18 protein-coding genes are annotated in these 18,802 nt (G+C 67.0%); 12 read left to right on the top strand and 6 right to left on the bottom strand.

Translation table 11 applies throughout. The features are described 5' to 3' along the window. The first annotated feature begins 8 nt into the window (after nt 1-8). The 5 genes from ASG27_RS23110 (at nt 9) to ASG27_RS26270 (ending at nt 7,017) form a co-directional block, all read left to right on the top strand. Entirely contained in the window at nt 9-2,570 is a 2,562-nt protein-coding gene (locus tag ASG27_RS23110; protein ID WP_056421381.1) for a PAS domain S-box protein, read from the top strand. Then, nucleotides 2,567-3,193: a response regulator transcription factor gene (locus ASG27_RS23105; protein ID WP_056168907.1), complete on the top strand. Its 627-nt coding sequence runs from the start codon at nt 2,567-2,569 to the stop codon at nt 3,191-3,193. Before ASG27_RS23110 ends, ASG27_RS23105 begins: the two co-directional genes overlap by 4 nt. Nucleotides 3,194-3,281: 88 nt before the next feature. After that, nucleotides 3,282-4,136 (top strand): bifunctional methylenetetrahydrofolate dehydrogenase/methenyltetrahydrofolate cyclohydrolase FolD, encoded by an 855-nt coding sequence (gene folD, locus ASG27_RS23100; RefSeq protein ID WP_056421382.1) that lies wholly within the window; start codon nt 3,282-3,284, stop codon nt 4,134-4,136. 90 nt (nt 4,137-4,226) lie between these two features. After that, nucleotides 4,227-6,272, top strand: coding sequence for a M3 family metallopeptidase (locus tag ASG27_RS23095; RefSeq protein WP_056421383.1), 2,046 nt, complete (start codon nt 4,227-4,229; stop codon nt 6,270-6,272). Between the two features lie 88 nt (nt 6,273-6,360). Beyond that, on the top strand, nt 6,361-7,017 hold the full coding sequence (locus ASG27_RS26270; RefSeq protein ID WP_082486124.1) for a glutaredoxin family protein: 657 nt from the start codon (nt 6,361-6,363) through the stop codon (nt 7,015-7,017). 111 nt (nt 7,018-7,128) lie between these two features. Here ASG27_RS26270 and rpiA read toward each other — a convergent pair whose 3' ends face one another. After that, nucleotides 7,129-7,818, bottom strand: a complete 690-nt coding sequence (gene rpiA, locus ASG27_RS23090) for a ribose-5-phosphate isomerase RpiA (protein WP_056421384.1) — start codon at nt 7,816-7,818, stop codon at nt 7,129-7,131. 47 nt (nt 7,819-7,865) lie between these two features. On the opposite strand from rpiA, the gene ASG27_RS23085 reads away from it, so the two are divergent. Then, a complete protein-coding gene (locus tag ASG27_RS23085; protein ID WP_056421385.1) occupies nt 7,866-8,924 on the top strand; it encodes a quinone-dependent dihydroorotate dehydrogenase in 1,059 nt (352 codons plus the stop codon). Nucleotides 8,925-8,999: 75 nt separating this feature from the next. Here ASG27_RS23085 and ASG27_RS23080 read toward each other — a convergent pair whose 3' ends face one another. The 5 genes from ASG27_RS23080 to ASG27_RS23060 form a co-directional block, all read right to left on the bottom strand. Further along, the gene (locus ASG27_RS23080; protein WP_056421386.1) at nt 9,000-9,332 is read right to left on the bottom strand and encodes a hypothetical protein; all 333 of its coding nucleotides are present in this window, start codon (nt 9,330-9,332) and stop codon (nt 9,000-9,002) included. Beyond that, nucleotides 9,332-9,727, bottom strand: a complete 396-nt coding sequence (locus tag ASG27_RS23075; protein ID WP_056421387.1) for a phage holin family protein — start codon at nt 9,725-9,727, stop codon at nt 9,332-9,334. Before ASG27_RS23075 ends, ASG27_RS23080 begins: the two co-directional genes overlap by 1 nt. A gap of 42 nt (nt 9,728-9,769) precedes the next feature. After that, complete coding sequence (locus ASG27_RS23070; RefSeq protein ID WP_056421388.1) at nt 9,770-10,075, bottom strand: DUF883 family protein; 306 nt, start codon at nt 10,073-10,075, stop codon at nt 9,770-9,772. A gap of 138 nt (nt 10,076-10,213) precedes the next feature. Further along, nucleotides 10,214-11,311: an NAD(P)/FAD-dependent oxidoreductase gene (locus tag ASG27_RS23065; protein WP_056421389.1), complete on the bottom strand. Its 1,098-nt coding sequence runs from the start codon at nt 11,309-11,311 to the stop codon at nt 10,214-10,216. Beyond that, the gene (locus ASG27_RS23060; protein WP_056421390.1) at nt 11,308-12,354 is read right to left on the bottom strand and encodes a histone deacetylase family protein; all 1,047 of its coding nucleotides are present in this window, start codon (nt 12,352-12,354) and stop codon (nt 11,308-11,310) included. Before ASG27_RS23060 ends, ASG27_RS23065 begins: the two co-directional genes overlap by 4 nt. Before the next feature lie 366 nt (nt 12,355-12,720). Between ASG27_RS23060 and atzF the strand changes: the two genes are divergently transcribed. The 6 genes from atzF to ASG27_RS23030 are packed head-to-tail and all read left to right on the top strand — an operon-like array spanning nt 12,721 to nt 18,794. Continuing rightward, nucleotides 12,721-14,463 carry an allophanate hydrolase gene (atzF, locus tag ASG27_RS23055; protein WP_156370920.1) on the top strand — a complete coding sequence of 581 codons (1,743 nt, stop codon included), beginning with the start codon at nt 12,721-12,723 and terminating at the stop codon, nt 14,461-14,463. 42 nt (nt 14,464-14,505) lie between these two features. Then, nucleotides 14,506-15,513, top strand: coding sequence for an ABC transporter substrate-binding protein (locus tag ASG27_RS23050; RefSeq protein ID WP_056421392.1), 1,008 nt, complete (start codon nt 14,506-14,508; stop codon nt 15,511-15,513). Between the two features lie 11 nt (nt 15,514-15,524). After that, nucleotides 15,525-16,355: an ABC transporter permease gene (locus ASG27_RS23045; RefSeq protein ID WP_056421393.1), complete on the top strand. Its 831-nt coding sequence runs from the start codon at nt 15,525-15,527 to the stop codon at nt 16,353-16,355. Further along, on the top strand, nt 16,352-17,173 hold the full coding sequence (locus ASG27_RS23040) for an ABC transporter ATP-binding protein (protein WP_056421394.1): 822 nt from the start codon (nt 16,352-16,354) through the stop codon (nt 17,171-17,173). The genes ASG27_RS23045 and ASG27_RS23040 overlap by 4 nt, the downstream gene beginning before the upstream one ends. Further along, entirely contained in the window at nt 17,170-17,379 is a 210-nt protein-coding gene (locus tag ASG27_RS23035) for a DUF4089 domain-containing protein (RefSeq protein WP_056421395.1), read from the top strand. The genes ASG27_RS23040 and ASG27_RS23035 overlap by 4 nt, the downstream gene beginning before the upstream one ends. Further along, complete coding sequence (locus ASG27_RS23030) at nt 17,376-18,794, top strand: AtzE family amidohydrolase (protein WP_056421396.1); 1,419 nt, start codon at nt 17,376-17,378, stop codon at nt 18,792-18,794. Before ASG27_RS23035 ends, ASG27_RS23030 begins: the two co-directional genes overlap by 4 nt. Nucleotides 18,795-18,802: the final 8 nt, after the last annotated feature.

The raw sequence follows: 18,802 nt of genomic DNA, 5'->3' as shown, positions 1-18,802 counted from the left end.
CTCGGAGGATGGACCCGCTGCCGACCACCTCCCCTCCCACGGCCTCCCCCGTGGCCGCCCCGATCCGCTGGTGGCGCAAGTGGTGGCGGGGGCTGTCGCCCACCCGGCAGGACCGGTTTGCCGCCCTGGCGCCGCTGGCTGCGGTGCTGATGTTTCTGGCGGCCATCGTGGCGGCGTTCTGGTATTTGAGGGCCGAAGAGGCCGAACGCGAACAGGAAGCCCTGCGCCGTGATGTGGAATACGCCCAGCAGCGCGTGCGGCTGCGGCTGCTGGAGCGCCAGGAGCAGCTCATGCGCATTGCGCGCGACCTGTCGAACCAGGAGCTCGAGCGCTCCGAATTCGTGAGCCGCGCCGAGACCCTGATCAGCCAGTACCCCGAGCTGCAGGCCATCACCTGGATCGACGAGCGCCGCCGCATCCGCGCCAGCCACGCCGCCCCCACACTGGCCAGCAGCGAGCTGCGCATCGCGGGCGAAGTGCTCAAGCCCGGCGACACGGCGGACACTTTCGGCCTGGCACGCGACCTGCAGCAACCCGTGTATGCCCAGCCGGCCGTGACGGCGGGCGACACCACGCCGTTGCTGCAACTGCAGGTGCCCCTGAACAACCAGGGCAAGTTCAGCGGCGTGGTGCTGGGCGAATATTCCATCGACAGCCTGCTGCGCTACGGCACCCCCACCGAGGTGCTGGCACGGTATGCCGTGACGCTGCTGGACGGCAAGAACCAGGTGCTGGCCGGCACGCCGCTGGGGCCGCGCAATACCGCCACGCAGTTTCTGCCGTGGGCATCGCGTGCCAACGAATATGAAGTGCCCGTATCGCCGGTGGGTAACGGCCTGGTGCTGAAGGCACAGGCCTACCGCACGTCCCTGGGCGTGGTGGGCAGCGGGCTGTTCTGGCTGGTGGGCACGCTCTCGGCCATGACCGCGTGGATGCTGATCGCCACCTGGCGCCACACGCGCCGGCGCATGCAGGCGCAACAGGCCCTGGTGGCCGAGACCAACTTCCGCCGCGCGATGGAGAACTCCATCCTGACCGGCATGCGTGCGCTGGACATGGAAGGCCGCATCACCTACGTGAACGCCGCTTTCTGCCAGATGACGGGCTGGAGCGAGGCCGAGCTGGTGGGCCTGAAGGCGCCCTTCCCCTACTGGCCTGATTCCGACCACGAAGCGCTGCACGCCAAGCTGCGCGACGAGCTCTCGGGCAAGACCATCGTGGGTGGCTTTCAGGTACGGGTGCGGCGCAAGAGCGGCACCCTGTTCGATGCGCGGCTGTACGTGTCGCCGCTGATCGACGCGCGCGGCCACCAGACCGGCTGGATGACGTCGATGACCGACATCACCGAGCCCAACCGCATCCGCGAGCAGTTGTCGGCCTCGCACGAGCGCTTCACCATCGTGCTGGAGTCGCTGGACGCCTCGGTGTCGGTGGCGCCGCTGGGCAGCGAGGAGCTGCTGTTCGCCAACAAGCTCTACCGCCAGTGGTTCGGCTCGCAGACCGGCGGGCACCTGCAGCTGGTGGCGCAGGCCGGCGTGGTGCCCGTGGCCGGCAACAACCCCACGGGCATGGACGACGAGGACGGGCTGATGGGCCTGCCGACCGACCCGCTCACCAGCGCCCGCACCGAGAACGCCGAGATCTATTTGCCCGACCTGGGCAAGTGGCTGGAAGTGCGCTCGCGCTACCTGAACTGGGTGGACGGGCGCCTGGCGCAGATGGTGATTGCCACCGACATCACGCCGCGCCGCCAGGCCGAAGAGCAGGCCTCGCGCCAGGCCGAGCGCGCCCAGTCGGTCAGCCGCCTGATCACCATGGGCGAGATGGCGTCGAGCGTGGCGCACGAGCTGAACCAGCCGCTCACGGCCATCAACAACTACTGCAGCGGCATGGTCTCGCGCATCCAGAGCGGGCAGTTGACCGAAGAGGCCCTGCTGACCGCGCTGCAGAAGACGGCGCACCAGGCGCAGCGTGCGGGCCAGATCATCCAGCGCATCCGCGCCTTCGTGAAGAAGAGCGAACCCAACCGCACGCTGGCCGATGTGCATTCGATGGTGAACGAGGCCGTGGAGCTGGCCGACATCGAACTGCGCCGCCACAACGTGCGCCTGACGCACTACGTGGCTGCGCGCCTGCCGCCGGTGATGGCGGACACCATCCTGATCGAGCAGGTGCTGGTGAACCTGATGAAGAACGGCGCCGAATCCATCCAGCATGCCGACCGCCCGGTGGCTGGCCGCAGCGTGGAGCTGCGGGTCGTGCCCAAGACCATCGAAGACCGGCAGGGCGTGGAGTTCTCGGTGCAGGACACCGGCAAGGGTCTCGCGCCCGAGGTGCTGGAGCGGCTGTTCGAGGCGTTCTTCTCCACCAAGGCCGAAGGCATGGGCATGGGGCTGAACCTGTGCCGCAGCATCGTCGAGTCGCACCAGGGCCGGATGCAGGCGGAGAACCTCTACAATGGAACAGAGGTCATTGGCTGCAGGTTCTTCTTCTGGCTGCCGCTTGCCAAACCTGCGGATGCCACTACAAATTCTGTAGCAAACGTACAAAACCCAAGGACAATTGCATGAGCTTGATTCCGAAAAAAGGCACCGTCTATGTGGTGGATGACGACGAGGCGGTTCGCGATTCCCTGCAGTGGCTGCTGGAAGGCAAGGACTACCGGGTGCGCTGCTTTGATTCGGCCGAGACCTTTTTGTCGCGCTACGACCCGCGCGAGGTGGCCTGCCTGATCGTCGACATCCGCATGGGCGGCATGACCGGCCTGGAGCTGCAGGACCGCCTGATCGAGCGCAAGTCCCCCCTGCCCATCGTCTTCATCACCGGCCACGGCGACGTGCCCATGGCGGTGAACACCATGAAGAAGGGCGCGCTGGATTTCATCCAGAAGCCGTTCAACGAAGAAGAACTGGTCGGCCTGGTCGAGCGCATGCTGGACCACGCCCGCGAAGCCTTCGCCGGCTACCAGCAGGCCGCCAGCCGCGACGCCCTGCTCTCCAAGCTCACCAGCCGCGAAGCCCAGGTGCTCGAACGCATCGTCGCCGGCCGCCTGAACAAGCAGATCGCCGACGACCTGGGCATCAGCATCAAGACGGTGGAAGCGCACCGCGCCAACATCATGGAAAAGCTCAACGCCAACACCGTAGCCGACCTGCTCAAGATCGCCCTCGGACAGAACGCACCCAAGGGCTGAGCTGAACCAATAGCATTGCTCACATTTTCATAGCTGCTTGCGCTCTACAGACCAGCGGCAGCGGCCATTTTGATCCGGTATTTTTGACATGACAGCACAGCTCATCGACGGCAACGCCCTCTCCCGACAATTGCGCGCCGACGTGGCGCAGCGCGCAGCCGCTCTCACCGCACGCGGCCACCAACCGGGCCTGGCGGTGATCCTGGTCGGCGAAGATCCGGCCTCGGCGGTGTACGTGCGCAACAAGATCAAGGCTTGCGAGGACAGCGGCGTGCGTTCGGTCTTCGAAAAGTACGACGCCGATCTGACCGAAGCTAAGCTGCTCGATCGCATCGCTGCACTCAATGCCGACCCGGCAGTGCACGGCATCCTGGTGCAGATGCCGCTGCCCAAGCACATCGACCCGCACAAGGTGATCGAGGCCATCGCAACGGCCAAGGACGTCGACGGGTACTCCGTGCTGTCGGCCGGTGAGCTCATGGCGGGCCTGGACGGGTTTCGCCCCTGCACGCCTTACGGCAGCATGAAGCTGATCGAATCCACGGGGCAGTCGATCAAGGGCAAGCACGCGGTCGTCATCGGCCGCAGCAACACCGTGGGCAAGCCCATGGCGTTGCTCCTGCTGCAGGCCAACGCCACCGTGACCGTCACCCACAGCGGCACGCCGGACCTGGGCTATCACACCCGCCAGGCAGACATCGTCGTGGCGGCCGTAGGCCGGGCCAACACGCTGACTGCCGACATGGTCAAGCCCGGCGCCATCGTCATCGACGTCGGCATCAACCGGAAGGCGGACGGCAAGCTCTGCGGCGACGTGGACTTCGACGGCGTCAAGGAAGTCGCCGGCTGGATCACCCCCGTTCCTGGCGGGGTCGGCCCCATGACCATTACCATGCTGCTGGTGAACACCATCGAGGCAGCCGAGCGCACTGCGGCCCGCTGAGCGCGGGCCGAAAGCCCAGACGACCACCGGCGACATGCGCTGGCTGCCTTGCAACTTGAACCTACGCCCCTCGGCGTCATCTACCTTCGCATGAGCAACGCCCTTCTCGACTTCACCGGCCTCCCCCCCTTTGACAGCATCCGTCCCGACGACGTGGCGCCCGCCATGGATGTGCTGCTCGAACGGGCCAGTGCGGCCCTGGAAACCGTCACGGCACCCGACTTCCCGGCCCGCTGGGATGCGATCGCCAAGGTCCTGGACGTGGCGACCGAGCGGCTGGGCATGGCCTGGGGCGCGGTCAGCCACCTCAACAGCGTGGCGGACACCCCCGAGTTGCGCGCCGCATACAACGCCGCCCTGCCCCGCGTGACCGAGTTCTGGACGCGGCTGGGCGCCGACGAACGCCTGTTCGCCAAGTACAAGGCCATCGACCCCGCCACGCTCACGGACGAGCAGCGCCAGGCGCACCGCAACGCCGTGCGCAACTTCGTGCTCAGCGGCGCTGAGCTGACGGGTGCCGCCAAGGAGCGCTTCGCCCAGATCCAGGAGCGCCAGGCCGAGCTGTCCCAGAAGTTCAGCGAGAACGCGCTGGATGCCACCGACGCCTACGCCTACTACGCCACGGCCGACGAGCTGGACGGCATCCCGTCCGATGTGCAGCAGGCCGCGCTCGCAGCCGCGCAGGCCGACGGCAAGGACGGCTACAAGCTCACCCTGAAGATGCCGTGCTATCTGCCGGTGATGCAGTTCGCCACGCGCAGCGACCTGCGCGAGAAGCTGTACCACGCGTACGTCACCCGCGCCTCCGACCAGGCCCAAGGCGATGCGCGCAAGTTCGACAACACGGCGCTGATCGGCGAGATCCTCGGGCTGCGCCGTGAAGAGGCCCAGCTGCTGGGCTACGCCAATTTTGGCGAAGTCTCCGTGGTGCCCAAGATGGCGCAGTCGCCCGCACAGGTCGTCGGATTCCTGCGCGACCTGGCCCGCCGCGCGCGCCCCTATGCCGAAAAAGATGTGGCAGACCTGCGCGCCTTTGCGGCAGAAAAGCTTTCGCTCTCCAATCCACAGGCCTGGGACTGGCCCTATGTCTCCGAAAAGCTCAAGGAAGCGCGTTATGCCTTCAGCGAGCAGGAGGTCAAGGAGTACTTCACGGCGCCCAAGGTGCTGGCGGGCCTTTTCAAGATCATCGAGACCCTGTTCGAGGTGTCCATCCGCCGCGACAGCGCGCCGGTGTGGAACCCCGCGGTGGAGTTCTATCGCATCGAGCGTGGCAGCACATTGGTCGGCCAGTTCTACCTGGACCAGCCGGCCCGCACCGGCAAGCGTGGCGGCGCCTGGATGGACGACGTGCGCGCCCGCTGGCTGCGCCCCGATACCGGCGTGCTGCAGACCCCGGTGGCGCACCTGGTCTGCAACTTCGCCAGTGGTGTGGATGGCAAGCCGCCGCTGCTCACGCACGACGACGTGATCACGCTGTTCCACGAGTTCGGCCATGGCCTGCACCACATGCTGACCCAGGTGAATGAACGCGACGTCTCGGGCATCGGCGGCGTGGAGTGGGATGCGGTGGAACTGCCCAGCCAGTTCATGGAAAACTTCTGCTGGGAATGGGATGTGCTCAAGCACATGACGGCCCATGTGGACACCGGCGCACCGCTGCCCCGCGCGCTGTTCGACAAGATGATTGCGGCCAAGAACTTCCAGAGCGGCATGCAGACGCTGCGCCAGATCGAGTTCTCGCTGTTCGACATGCTGCTGCACACCGAACACGACCCGGCAAAGGACTTCATGCCCCTGCTGGCCCAGGTGCGCGACGAGGTCTCGGTGCTCACGCCACCTGCCTTCAGCCGCACGGCCCACACCTTCAGCCATATCTTTGCCGGCGGCTACGCGGCAGGCTACTACAGCTACAAGTGGGCCGAGGTGCTGAGCGCCGACGCCTACGCCGCCTTCGAAGAGACCGCCGGAAGCGATGGCCTGCCCAGCACTGAGACAGGGCGCCGCTACCGCGAGGCCATCCTGGAGGCTGGCGGCAGCCGCCCTGCCATGGAGTCGTTCAAGGCGTTCCGGGGCCGCGAGCCCAATCTGGACGCCTTGCTGCGCCACCAGGGCATGGCGCAAGCGCCAGCCGCGTGAACAAGACATGGAGCCCGAAGCATGTGCGGTGTTTGTTATGCATCCCGTGCCGACGGACCAGCCCCCGAATGAGTGAGGAGAATCGAGCATGCACAAGCCCCTGACCGCCCCTTTGCTGGCATCTTTGCTGATGACACTGGCCTGTGCCGGCGCCCATGCGCAAGGCGTCTATCGCATCGTCGGTCCCGACGGCAAGGTGACGTTTTCGGACCGCCCGCCCGCGGAAGGAAACGCACAACCGGCGCGCATGACGGGCACGGCACCGGCTTCTGCCAACGACAATCTGCCGGCCTCGCTGCGCCAGGTCGCCGGTCGATTTCCCGTCACGCTCTACACAGGCAATGACTGCACACCGTGTACGTCGGCGCGTACCTTCCTGACATCGCGGGGCATTCCGTTCACGGAGCGCACGGTCACGAGCAATGAAGATATCGCGGCGCTTCAAAAATTGAGCAACAACACCAGCCTGCCGTTTGGCACGATCGGGAGTCAGCATCTCATAGGCTTCTCGGAAGGCGAGTGGTCCCAGTACCTGGACACGGCAGGGTATCCCCAGCAATCTCAACTCCCACGCAACTATCGGGCTCCGACGCCGACGCCCCTGGTGGCAGTCAAGGCGGCAGAACCAGCTGCTTCGCCTGCATCAGCGTCTGCACCGCCGGCAGCCACCAATTCACGGGTGCGGCCCCCGGCTCCTGTCAATGAAGGACCCAGTCCCAGCAACCCCGCCGGTATCCGTTTCTGATATCCACCCATTCCGCGGGTCGCAGGTGCCGACGCACTGGCGCCGCGGAGCTCCAAACACAAAGGGCCGTCACTACGGCCCTTTGTGTTTTCTGCGTGGCTCCGGAGCCGTTCAATAAGCCAAGGTTTTGACACCCTGGGCGGTACCCAGCAGGCACACCGACGCCTTCTGGTGCGCGAATACCCCCACCGTCACCACACCGGGCCACTGGTTGATCTCGGACTCGAATGCGAGCGGGTCCTGGATGGAGAGGCCCGTGACATCCAGGATGTGCTGACCGTTGTCAGTGACCAGGGGTTGGCCGTCCTTGAGGCGCAGGCTGGCGGTGCCGCCCATCGCGGCGAACCGGCGCGTGATGTGCTGGGCGGCCATCGGGATGACCTCCACCGGCAGCGGGAACTTGCCCAACGCGGCCACGAGCTTGGATTCGTCGGCGATGCACACAAACCGGCTCGCCAATGCCGCCACGATCTTTTCGCGGGTGAGCGCAGCGCCGCCGCCCTTGACCATGTGGCCTTTGCCATCGATCTCGTCGGCGCCGTCGATGTAGACCGCCAGCGATTCGACCTCGTTCGCATCGAACACCGGGATGCCCAGGGCCTTGAGGCGCTCGGTGCTGGCCACCGAGCTGGAGACCGCACCCTTGATCTCGTCCTTCATGCCGGCCAGCGCATCGATGAACTTGTTCACCGTGGAGCCTGTGCCCACCCCCACTATCTCGCCGCGCACCACGTATTGCAACGCGGCTTGGCCTACCAGGGTCTTGAGTTCGTCTTGGGAGAGGGAGGTGGAGGTCGTCATGAGAGAAAATCGGAGGTTATTGCGCAATTATCCCCCGCCACACCTCCATGTCCCTGATCCCCTACGCCCTGACCCGCCCTTTCCTCTTCGGCCTGGATGCCGAAGCTGCGCATGAACTCACCATGGACATGCTGGCCCGCGGTCAGCGCACCCCCCTGCAGTGGGCCTGGTGCAACGAGACGGTGGACGACCCCGTGCAACTGGCCGGGCTGACCTTTCCGAACCGCGTCGGCATGGCGGCAGGCCTGGACAAGAACGCCCGCTGCATCGATGCGCTGGGCGCCATGGGGTTTGGTTTTGTAGAGGTGGGCACCGTCACCCCGAAGGCGCAGCCTGGCAACCCCAAGCCACGCATGTTCCGCCTGCCCGAAGCCCGTGCGCTCATCAACCGCCTGGGGTTCAACAATGAGGGGCTGGATGCCTTTTTGCACAACGTGCAGCAGGCACGTTTTCGCACCACGCAAGCCCGACGCCACCCCCTGCTGCTGGGCCTGAACATCGGCAAGAACGCCACCACCCCCATCGAGAACGCCACCAGCGACTACCTGACCTGCCTGGAGGGCGTGTATCCCCATGCCGACTACGTCACGGTCAACATCAGCTCGCCGAACACGCAGAACCTGCGCGCCCTCCAGAGCGATGCGGCGCTGGACGCCTTGTTGGGGGCCATCGCGGAGCGCCGCGAAGTCCTGGCCACGCGCCATGCCCGGCGCGTGCCCGTGTTCGTGAAGATTGCGCCGGACCTGGATGAAGCGCAGGTCGCCGTGATTGCAGCCACCCTGACACGCCATGGCATGGACGGCGTGATCGCCACCAATACCACCATCGTGCGCACTGCCGTGCAAGGCCTGCGGCACGCCGAGGAAACGGGGGGGCTGAGCGGCGCACCCGTGCTGGAGGCCAGCAACCAGGTGATCCGGCAGCTGCGTGCAGCGCTGGGGCCGCAGTTTCCCATCATCGGCGTCGGTGGCGTGATGAGCGCGCAAGACGCTGTGAGCAAGATCCGCGCGGGAGCGGACGTGGTGCAGATCTACACCGGCCTCATTTATGAAGGCCCGGGTCTGGTGGTCAAAGCGGCCAAGGCCATCAAGGCCATGGCGCGATAAACACCCTTCTCGCCGGCCGGAAGGCAAAAAAAAGCCGCTGTACGACAGCGGCCTTGGGATGCACTCGCGCAGCGCTCAGCGGCGCAGCCGCATCAACAGCGGCAACACCACGCCAGCCCAACGGATCAGACGACGAGGCCCCGCCACCAGGCCCACACCCGCCATCGCGACCATGGCCACGGGATGTTCGCGGGCAAAACCTGCCAGGCGCAGTGCCATGGATTCATCGATCCCGCCCGCGCCCTCACGTTGCCGTGACAGCGCCAGGGACTGGGCCCGCGCAACCCGGCGCGCACGCAGGCGCGCGCGCTGGGTGGCAATGCGGTCAATGACCTTTTGCTGCGCATCCGTGGGGGGCGGAAGGTCCGCCACGTCAGGGACGGCAGTGGTTGGAGATGCGGCGGCCATTACAAACGCTCCTTGATGTCACGCCAGTCTTGCGCCAGTTCTCGGCGGGTCAATGCAAAGCCATCACTGGCCCGCTTGGCCACCGAAACGAGCGACAGCAATGTTGCGCCCCATCCGGCCACCCAGACACCTGCAACGATCCAGGCCACCAGCGTACGCTGTGGCGTGTCCCAAAAATGCACGAGGACGGCCAGAGAGAGCATGATCAGCGCCACCACCGTGAGGCCTGCAACCAGAATGGTCAGCACCAGCATCTGCTGCAAGCGCTGCTTCTGATCCTGCCACTCCAGGCGCGCCAGATCCATGCGGTCTTCGGTCGCGATGGCAGCCTCGATGACGTTGGCACGCCACCGCGACACCAAGCTTTCCAGCCCCAGAATGGACAACCAGTTCATGGACGGTCTCCGAACCTTTGCTTCATAGGGCGCGGCACCAGGTTAGCGGCGGGCCAGCACGAAGCCCACGAGGGCGCCCACGGCCAGAGCGGCACCGGCCACACGCCATGGCTCATCGTGCGCATAGCGGTCTGCGGCGAGGGCAGCGTCCTTGGCCTGGCGTGCTGCGTCCTGCGCGGCACGGACGGCGGATTCACGGGCGTTGTGAAGGCCATCGTCCAGGCGTTGGCGCAGCACTTTGATGTCGGGCACGGCGTCCAGGTCCTTGCTGGCCAGCAGCCCGCGCAGGTCGGACACCAGTTTTTCCAGTTCGCCCTGGGTCGTGGTGATGGTGTCGGAAACAGTCATACAAGCCTTTCTTGAGAGCAACAAAAAATGTTGGACCTCCACACAGGAGGTCTTGGGTTTCATCTTAGCCACGTGCCCGAAGCCCCTTCGTAGGACGGGGACCCAAGAGGTTACGGTGTGCAAGCAGCTTGCGCCAGATCAAGCCAGCGCCGCCACATGCTCCCCAATCGCGAGGGCACTTGTCAACCCGGGCGATTCGATGCCGAACAGGTTGACCACCCCTGCGATCCCGTGCACCGATGGCCCCTGGATCACGAAATCCGCCGCCGCGGCGTCGGGACCGTGGATCTTGGGGCGCATGCCCGCATAGCCGGGCACGAGCGCGCCATCGCGCAACCCGGGCCAGTAACGGCGGACCTCGGCATAGAACGCATCGCCACGGGATGGGTCTACCGCCAGATCGTCGGGTGAGTCGACCCACTGCACGTCCGGCCCGAACTTCGCCTGCCCGCCCAGGTCCAGCGTCAGGTGCACACCGAGGCCTGCGGCCTCCGGCACGGGGTAGATCAGCCGGCTGAAGGGCGCCTTGCCAGACAGGGTGAAGTAGTTGCCCTTGGCGTAGTGGGCGACAGGCACATGCGCGGCGCCGAGGCCCGCAAATCGTGCGGCCAGCGCAGGGGCGTGCAGGCCGGCGGCATTGACCACGGAACGCGCCACCAGGCGTGTACCGTCAACCGCTACCAATTCAATAGCATTTGGCGCGCACTCAGCGTGCGCCAGGGGCGAATTCAATACCACCATCCCACCCGCGTGCTCCAGGTCTCCCTGCAGCGCGAGCATCAGCGCATGGCTGTCGACGATGCCTGTGCTCGGCGAAAGCAGGGCGGCCACGCACTGCAGCGCAGGCTCCAGCGCCTGCGCGGCCTCTGCATCGAGCCATTGCAGATCGCCAACGCCGTTGGCACGCGCGCGCGCTTCGATGCCCTGCAGCGCCGGAATCTGTTCCGGGGACGTGGCCACGATCAGCTTGCCGCAGCGCCGGTGCGGCACGCCGCGCTCGGCGCAGTACGCGTAGAGCAGCTCGCGGCCTTGCACGCACAGCCGCGCCTTGAGCGAGCCCGTGGCGTAGTACAGCCCGGCATGGATGACCTCGCTGTTGCGCGAGCTGGTGCCGGTGCCGACGGCATCGGCCGCCTCCAGCACCATGACCTCGCGCCCCTGCAGCGCCAGCGCGCGGGCCACGGCCAGGCCGACCACGCCAGCACCGACCACCACGCAGTCGACAGCTTCGCTCATCGCGGGGCCGCCTGCTCGAAACCATCGAGCACGTTCACGGCGTTGTGGCCCAGTTCGGCAGCCGCGTAGCCGCCTTCGAGCACGAACACCGTGGGCAGCCCCAGGGCGGCCAGCCGCTCGCCCAGGCGGGTGAAGTCCGAGGTCTTGAGCGCGAATTTCGAGATGGGGTCGTCCTCGAAGGCGTCGAGCCCCAGCGATACCACCAGCGTGTCCGCCTGGTACTGCGCAATGCGCACGCAGGCCTGCTCCAGCGCGGCGAACCATTGCGTGGCGGTGGTGCCCGCGGGCAGCGGCAGGTTGAGGTTGAAACCTGCGCCCTCGCCTTCGCCGGTTTCGTCGGCATGGCCCAGGTAGAACGGGTATTCGGTGCGTGGATCGCCATGCAGGCTGATGAACAGCACGTCGGCACGGTCGTAGAAGATGCTCTGCGTGCCGTTGCCGTGGTGATAGTCCACGTCCAGCAGGGCTACGCGCCCGGACCCGTGGTTGCGCAGCCACTGCGCCGCCACGGCAGCGTTGTTGACAAAGCAGTAGCCGCCCATGAAGTCGGGCCCTGCATGGTGGCCCGGCGGGCGTGTACAGCAGAACGCGGCACGCGCGCCCTGGGCCACGCGGGCCGCTGCGCTGGCAGCGGCATCGGCCCCTGCCTTCACGGCCTCCCAGGTGCCCGCGGCCATGGGCGTGCCGTTGTCCATGGAGTACAGACCCAGTTTCGCCACGAAGTTGTCCGGCTCCACGTCGCTGCGCAGGCTGCGCACCGGCCACACCGACGGGAATGGCTGGACCGAAGCGTTGGCCGCGTCCAGTGCCAGCCACTGTTGCCATGCGCTCTGCAAAAAAGCCAGGTAGCGCGGCGCATGGATCTGGGCCAGCACCGGCGTGCTGTCCACATCAGGCGCCAGCAGCCCATGGCCACGCTCCAGCAGGGCGTCCTCCACATATTGGGCACGGACCGGTTTCTCGAAGCACGGCACGCGCTCTCCCCGGTAGAACTCATGGACCGGCGCATGCCGGTGGTGCAAGGGGTTGTGGAAAGAAATCATGCGGATACAGAAAGGAAATGGTTTTGCCCGCGTCCGTCGATGCATCCCACGGAGGCAGGCAGGGCTCACCACTTTAGCGCGTCCCACACCGCTGGAAACGCTGCCCATGCACCACACCGCAGCGAAAACTGGCACCAGGCAGGGCTGGCAGCACAGGCAGGCACCCAGCCGCACGTGCCGCGCTTCATGTGCCGGTACCAGACATCGTCCGGGCCCCAAAGCCACGAGCTTCCCTCTAAGCGCAATGCAGTTCTTGCGGGACTTCCTGCCTCTTGGAGCACATCGATCTTGTCGATCCGCTGCGAACTCAGCGGGCCTGGCACAGCGCTTGCATCTCTTCTTGTATCCAAGATTGAATTCTTCAAAATGGTGCAAGCAACAAACTCCCTGGTGGCCGAATTTCCTCCTGTGCCTGACGGTTCACCGCGCCTCCCATTGGCCCAGCAGGCCTGGTTGGTGCGCTGCGAGCCCGCGGTCGCCGGCAGGCCTGGCGGCCCGCTCAGCGGCCTCCGCTTTGCGGTCAAGGACAACATCGACGTGGCCGGCTACCCCACATCCGCCGCCTGCCCTGGCTTTGCCTACACGGCCACGGCCCATGCAGCGGTGGTGCAGCGCCTGCTCGACGCCGGGGCAACGCTGGTGGGCAAGACCAACCTGGACCAGTTCGCCTGCGGGCTCAACGGCACCCGCTCGCCGCATGGCGCGGTCCCCAACGCGCTCAACCCCGCCTACGTCTCCGGTGGCTCCAGTTCAGGCTCTGCCTATGTGGTGGCTACCGACCAGGTGGACTTCGCGCTGGGGACCGACACGGCCGGCTCGGGCCGCGTGCCCGCAGGGCTGAACAACATCGTGGGCATCAAGCCAACCAAGGGTCTCGTCAGTGCACGGGGCGTGGTGCCGGCCGCGCAGAGCGCCGACTGTGTCTCGATCTTCGCGCGCACGGTGGACGTGGCGGCCTGCGTGCTGCAGGTCGCACAGGGCTATGACGGGCAAGACCCCTATGGGCGGCAGCTCACCCTGGCCACCAAGCCATTGCCCGCCAGCTTCCGTTTCGGCGTGCCCGATGTGCTCGAGTTCTTCGGCGATGCAGCGGCCGAGGCGGCATTCGCCGAGGCCGTGGCCCGCCTTCAGGCGCTGGGCGGCACGCCGGTGTCCATACCCTACGCGCCGCTGGCCCAGGCCGCGGCCCTGCTTTACGAAAGCGCCCTGGTGGCAGAGCGATATGCCGCCGTACGCAGCTTCTTCGACCAACACGAGGACCAGGTGGTGGAGCCGGTGCGCAGCATCCTGGCCAGCGGGCGCAGCTACAGCGCGGCCGACCTGTGTGACGCCCAGACCCGGCTGCGCGCCCTGGGCCAGCAGGTGGCACCGATGTGGCAGGGCCCCGAGGCCATCGACGTGCTGCTGGTGCCCACGGCCCCCACGCACTACACGATCGCCGCCATACAGGCCGACCCGGTGGTGCTCAACCGCAACCTGGGCGCCTACACCAACTTCGTCAACCTGCTGGACTACGCCGCCATTGCGGTACCCAGCAGCCTGCGCGCTGACGGTCTGCCCTTCGGCATCACGCTCATCGGCCCCTGCGGCAGCGACTGGCAGCTGGCGGAGCTGGGCCAGCGCTACCACCACGCCACCGGCCTGCCCCAGGCCGCCGGCAGCACGCCCTTGCCCGTGCCCCAGCCCATCGCCGGGCTGCAGGCGCCCGCCACAGTACGGGTCGCCGTGGTCGGTGCCCACCTGAGCGGCATGCCGCTGAACGGCCAGCTCACAGACCGCGGCGCCAAGCTGGAGCTGGTGACCGAGACAGCCGCCGACTACCAGCTATACGCCCTGCCCGGCTCCGTGCCGCCCAAGCCCGGCCTGCTGCGTGTGGCGCCAGGCCAGGGCACGCGGATCGCCATCGAGGTGTGGCGCATGCCCGCCGCGAACTACGGCAGCTTCGTCGCGTTGATCCCGCAGCCGCTGGGCATAGGCACGCTCACCCTGGCCGACGGCAGCAGCGTGCAGGGCTTCATCTGCGAGCCGCTGGCGCTGGCCGGTGCGCACGACATCAGCCACTTTGGCGGCTGGCGGGCGTACATCGCGTCGCGCAGGGCCGGCACCTGATTCCCTGTTTGTTCCCCTCCAACCCTGCTGCAGGAGCCTTCCATGACATCCCACAGTTCCATCACGTCCACGGGCGCATCGCGCCGCCGCATCTTGCAGGCCTCGGCCGCAACCCTGGGTGTGCTGGCAGCACCCGCGCTGGTGCGCGCCCAGGCGGCGCCCAAGATCCGCATCGGCTTCTGGCCCGTGGCGGCCGGGCTGCCTTTCTTCGCTGCGGTGGAGAAAGGCTATTTCAAGGAGGCAGGCCTGGACGTAGAGCCGCTCAAGTTCGCGGGCGCCCAGCAGGTGATGGAGGCCATGCTCTCGGGCCGCTCCGACGGCAGCTCCAACGGCACGGGATCGGCCAACCTGGCCATCGGCGAGATCGCCCAGCCCGGCCTGTTCAAGATCTTCGCGACCAACCCGAGCAACGCGAAATTCGTGCTCGACCAATTCATCACCGGCAAGGACAGCGCCATCAAGACCATGGCCGACCTCAAGGGCAAGAAGGTCGCGTCCGGCCCCGGCATCCAGAACATGACCCTGTGCAAGACCATGCTGGAGCGCGCCGGCGCCAGCGGCGTCACGGTGACCGAGCTGCCCATCGGCCAGCACATCGCCGCCATCGTCGCCGGCCAGGTGGATGCCTGCTACACGCTGGAGCCCACGGGCACCATCGGCCGCATGAACGGCACCACGCGGATCATCGAGTCCGGGGTTGTGGCCAGGTACATCCTGGGCGATGCGATGGCGCCCTGGCACGGCGGCGCAGCCAGCCTGACCAGCGAGTTCATCAAGAAGAACCCCGAGGTGGCCAAAAAGTTCATCGCCGCCTACGCCCGCGGTATCGAGCTGGTGCGCAGCAAACCCGACGAGGCCCGGCAGTTCATGAAGGGCTACACCGCCATCGAAGGCGCGCTCACGGCCGAGGTGCCGCTGGCCTCATACATGCTCTACAACGAGTTCAAGCCCAGTGACCTGGCGTACTTCCAGAAGTTCTACGACCTGTTCACCGAGAAGGGCATCTTCGAGAAGAAGGTCGTGGTCGACAGCCTGATCTACAAGGCCTGAAGGGGCGCGCCATGGCCGAAACCACCTCCACCATTGCCGGCGCCTGGTCGCCGCCCGCGAGCACGGCGGCATCCGCTGTGCCCAAGACGCCCGCCTGGGACAGGCTGCTTCCCTTCGTCGGCCCCCTGGCCCTGTTCGTCCTTTGGGACCTGGTGGTGCGCCTGGGCTTCATCAAGCCCATCCTGCTGCCCCCGCCCGGCGCCACCGTGCTCACACTGGTCACCGGCCTGGCCGGCGGGCCGCTGCTGCTCGACTTCGCGGTGACCGTCTGGCGCACGGTGCAGGCCTTTTTGATCGCGGCCGTGGTCGGCGTGCCCCTGGGCGTGCTGCTGGGCAGCAACGAGCGCGCGTACCGCAGCGTGGAGTTTCTGATCGACTTCTTCCGCTCCACCCCCTCGTCGGCGCTGATCCCGCTGTTCCTGTTGATCTTCGGCGTGTCGGATGTGAACAAGGTGGCCATCGCCGCGTTCGGCGCCTTCCTGATCGTGATCTTCAACAGCGCCTATGGCGTCATCAACGCCCGCAAGCAGCGCGTCATGGCGGCGCGCGTGATGGGCGCATCGCGCTGGCAGATCTTCAAGGACGTGCTGATCTGGGAAAGCCTGCAGCCCACCTTCGTCGGCCTGCGCTCGGCCGTGTCGATGGCGCTGGTCATCGTCATCGTGGCCGAGATGTTCATCGGCTCGGACAACGGCCTGGGCCACCGCATCATCGATGCGCAGCAGGTGCTCAACGTCAAGAGCATGTACGCCGCCATCCTGGCAGCAGGCGCCCTGGGCTATGCCCTGAACATTCTCTTTCTGATCGCCGAACGCAGGATCGTGCACTGGAGCGGCCGATGAACACCGTCGTCAATGGCGCCGTGTATGCCGATGTGCCCCAGCGTGTCTTCACGCCCGGCCCGGCCGGCACCCACATCACCATCCGTGGGCTGACCAAGTACTTCGCGGGCTGGCCGCTGTACGAGGACTTCGACCTCGACATCCCCAAGCACAAGATCGTCTCGGTCTTCGGCCCCAATGGCTGCGGCAAGAGCACGCTGATCAACATGATCGCGGGCCTCGTGCCCATCGACAGCGGCGAGATCCTGTTCGATGGCAAGAGCCTCAAGGACACGAAGATCGGCTACGTCTTCCAGAACTACCGCGAGGCGATGTTTCCGTGGATGCGCACCATCGACAACATCGCCTACCCGCTCAAGCTCGAAGGCAAGAGCAAGGCCGAGGTGGACCGCCGCATGGCCGAACTGGTGGCCTCGTTCGACGTGAAGTTCGACCTCAACCGCTACCCCTACGAACTCTCGGGCGGGCAGCAGCAGACGGCGTCCATCATGCGCGCGCTGGCGCCCAACCCCGAGGTGCTGTTCCTCGACGAGCCCTTCTCGGCACTCGACTTCGAGATGACGCTGTTCATCCGCGAGAAGCTGCAGGAGGTGTTCATGCAGACCGGCACGACCATGCTGCTGGTGTCGCACGACCTGGAAGAAGCCGTCTACCTGGCCGACGAGGTGCTGCTGCTGACCAAGCGCCCGACCAAGGTGGCCGAGATCCTGCGCTACGAGGACGCGCGCCCGCGCACCCTGGCCACGCTGAGCGAACCGAGCTTCGTGGCGATGAAAAAGCTCAGCCTGGAGATCTTCCAGCGCGAGGTGCGCCGATGAACGCCACCGAGCTGGAACGCTACCTCGACGCGGCCTCGGCCGCCATCGGCCTGCCCATCGCGCCCGAACACCGCGCGGCCGTGCTCGGCTACCTGGCGCTGGCCAGCGATTTTGCCGACACCGTCAACGCCGTGCCGCTGGCCACGACGGACGAGCCCGCCATGGCCTTCGTCCCGGTGGTGCCGCCTGAGGGAGGCCGCGCATGACCGCGCCCTGGTGGCAACAGGACGCCGCCGGCATGGCACAGGCCGTGGCGGCGCGCGACGTATCGGCCACGGCGCTGGTGACGGCCTGCCTGGACCGCATCGAGCAGACCGACGCCCGCGTCAACGCCTTCACCGCCGTGCTGCGGGCACGTGCCCTGGCGCGCGCTGCACGCATCGATGCCGGCCTGGCTGCGGGGACACAGGCCGCCCTGCCCCTGCTGGGCGTGCCCTTTGCCGTGAAGAACCTGTTCGACGTGGCGGGCCTCACCACGCTGGCCGGCTCCAAGATCGAGCGCGACCGCCCTCCCGCCCGGGCCGACGGTCTGCTGGTGCAGCGCCTGGAGGCCGCAGGCGCCATTCTGGTGGGGGCGCTCAACATGGACGAGTACGCCTACGGCTTCACCACCGAGAACAGCCACGAGGGCGCCTGCCACAACCCGCACGACCTGGCGCGCATCGCCGGTGGTTCGTCGGGCGGCTCCGGCGCGGCCGTGGCTGCGGGCCAGGTGCCCATCACGCTCGGGTCGGACACCAATGGTTCGATCCGTGTGCCGTCTTCGCTGTGCGGCGTGTTCGGACTCAAACCCACCTTCGGGCGGCTGCCGCGCACGGGCAGCTTTCCCTTCATCTCCAGCCTGGACCACCTGGGCCCCATGGCGCGCAGCGTGCGCGACCTGGCGCTGGCCTACGACGCCATGCAGGGCCCGGAGGCTGCGGCTGCGCACACCGATGCAGGCTGCGCACAGCGGCCCGCAGAACCGGTGGCCCACGACCTGGAGACGGGAATCACCGGTCTGCGCATCGGCGTACTGGGCGGCTACTTTGCCGACAACGCCCTGCCCGAGGCACGCGCCGCCGTGGCCCGGGTGGCACAGGCGCTGGGCGCAGAGGCCGAGCCGGTGGAGCTGCCACTGGTGGAGGCCGGCCGCGCGGCGGCCTTCCTCATCACCAATGCGGAGGCGGGTGCCCTGCACCTCGACAACCTGCGCACGCGCGCGGCCGACTTCGAGCCGCTGTCACGCGATCGCTTCCTGGCAGGCGCGCTGATCCCTGCCGCTTGGGTGGCACGCGCCCAGCGCGTGCGCAGCCGCTATGCCCACGAAGCCGCACGGGTGCTCTCGCGCTACGACCTGCTGCTGGCCCCTGCCACGCCCTGCGCGGCCACGCCCATCGGCACCGAGCGTTTCAACCTGAACGGTCGCGACCTGCCGCTGCGCCCCAACATGGGCCTGCTGACCCAGCCCCTCTCATGCATCGGCCTGCCGGTGTGCGCCGTGCCGGTGTGGGGCGCGCACGCAAGCCTTCCCATCGGCGTGCAGATCATCGCGGCGCCCTGGCGCGAAGACCTGGCGCTGCGTGCCGCCACCGTGCTGGAGGCTGCGGGCATCTGCCGCGCGCCCATCGCCATTTTGTGAAAGCCATC

Origin of the sequence: Acidovorax sp. Leaf191 (assembly GCF_001424425.1) — a bacterium.
Classification (GTDB): domain Bacteria; phylum Pseudomonadota; class Gammaproteobacteria; order Burkholderiales; family Burkholderiaceae_C; genus Acidovorax.
This window is presented reverse-complemented; position numbering and strand designations above follow the sequence as displayed.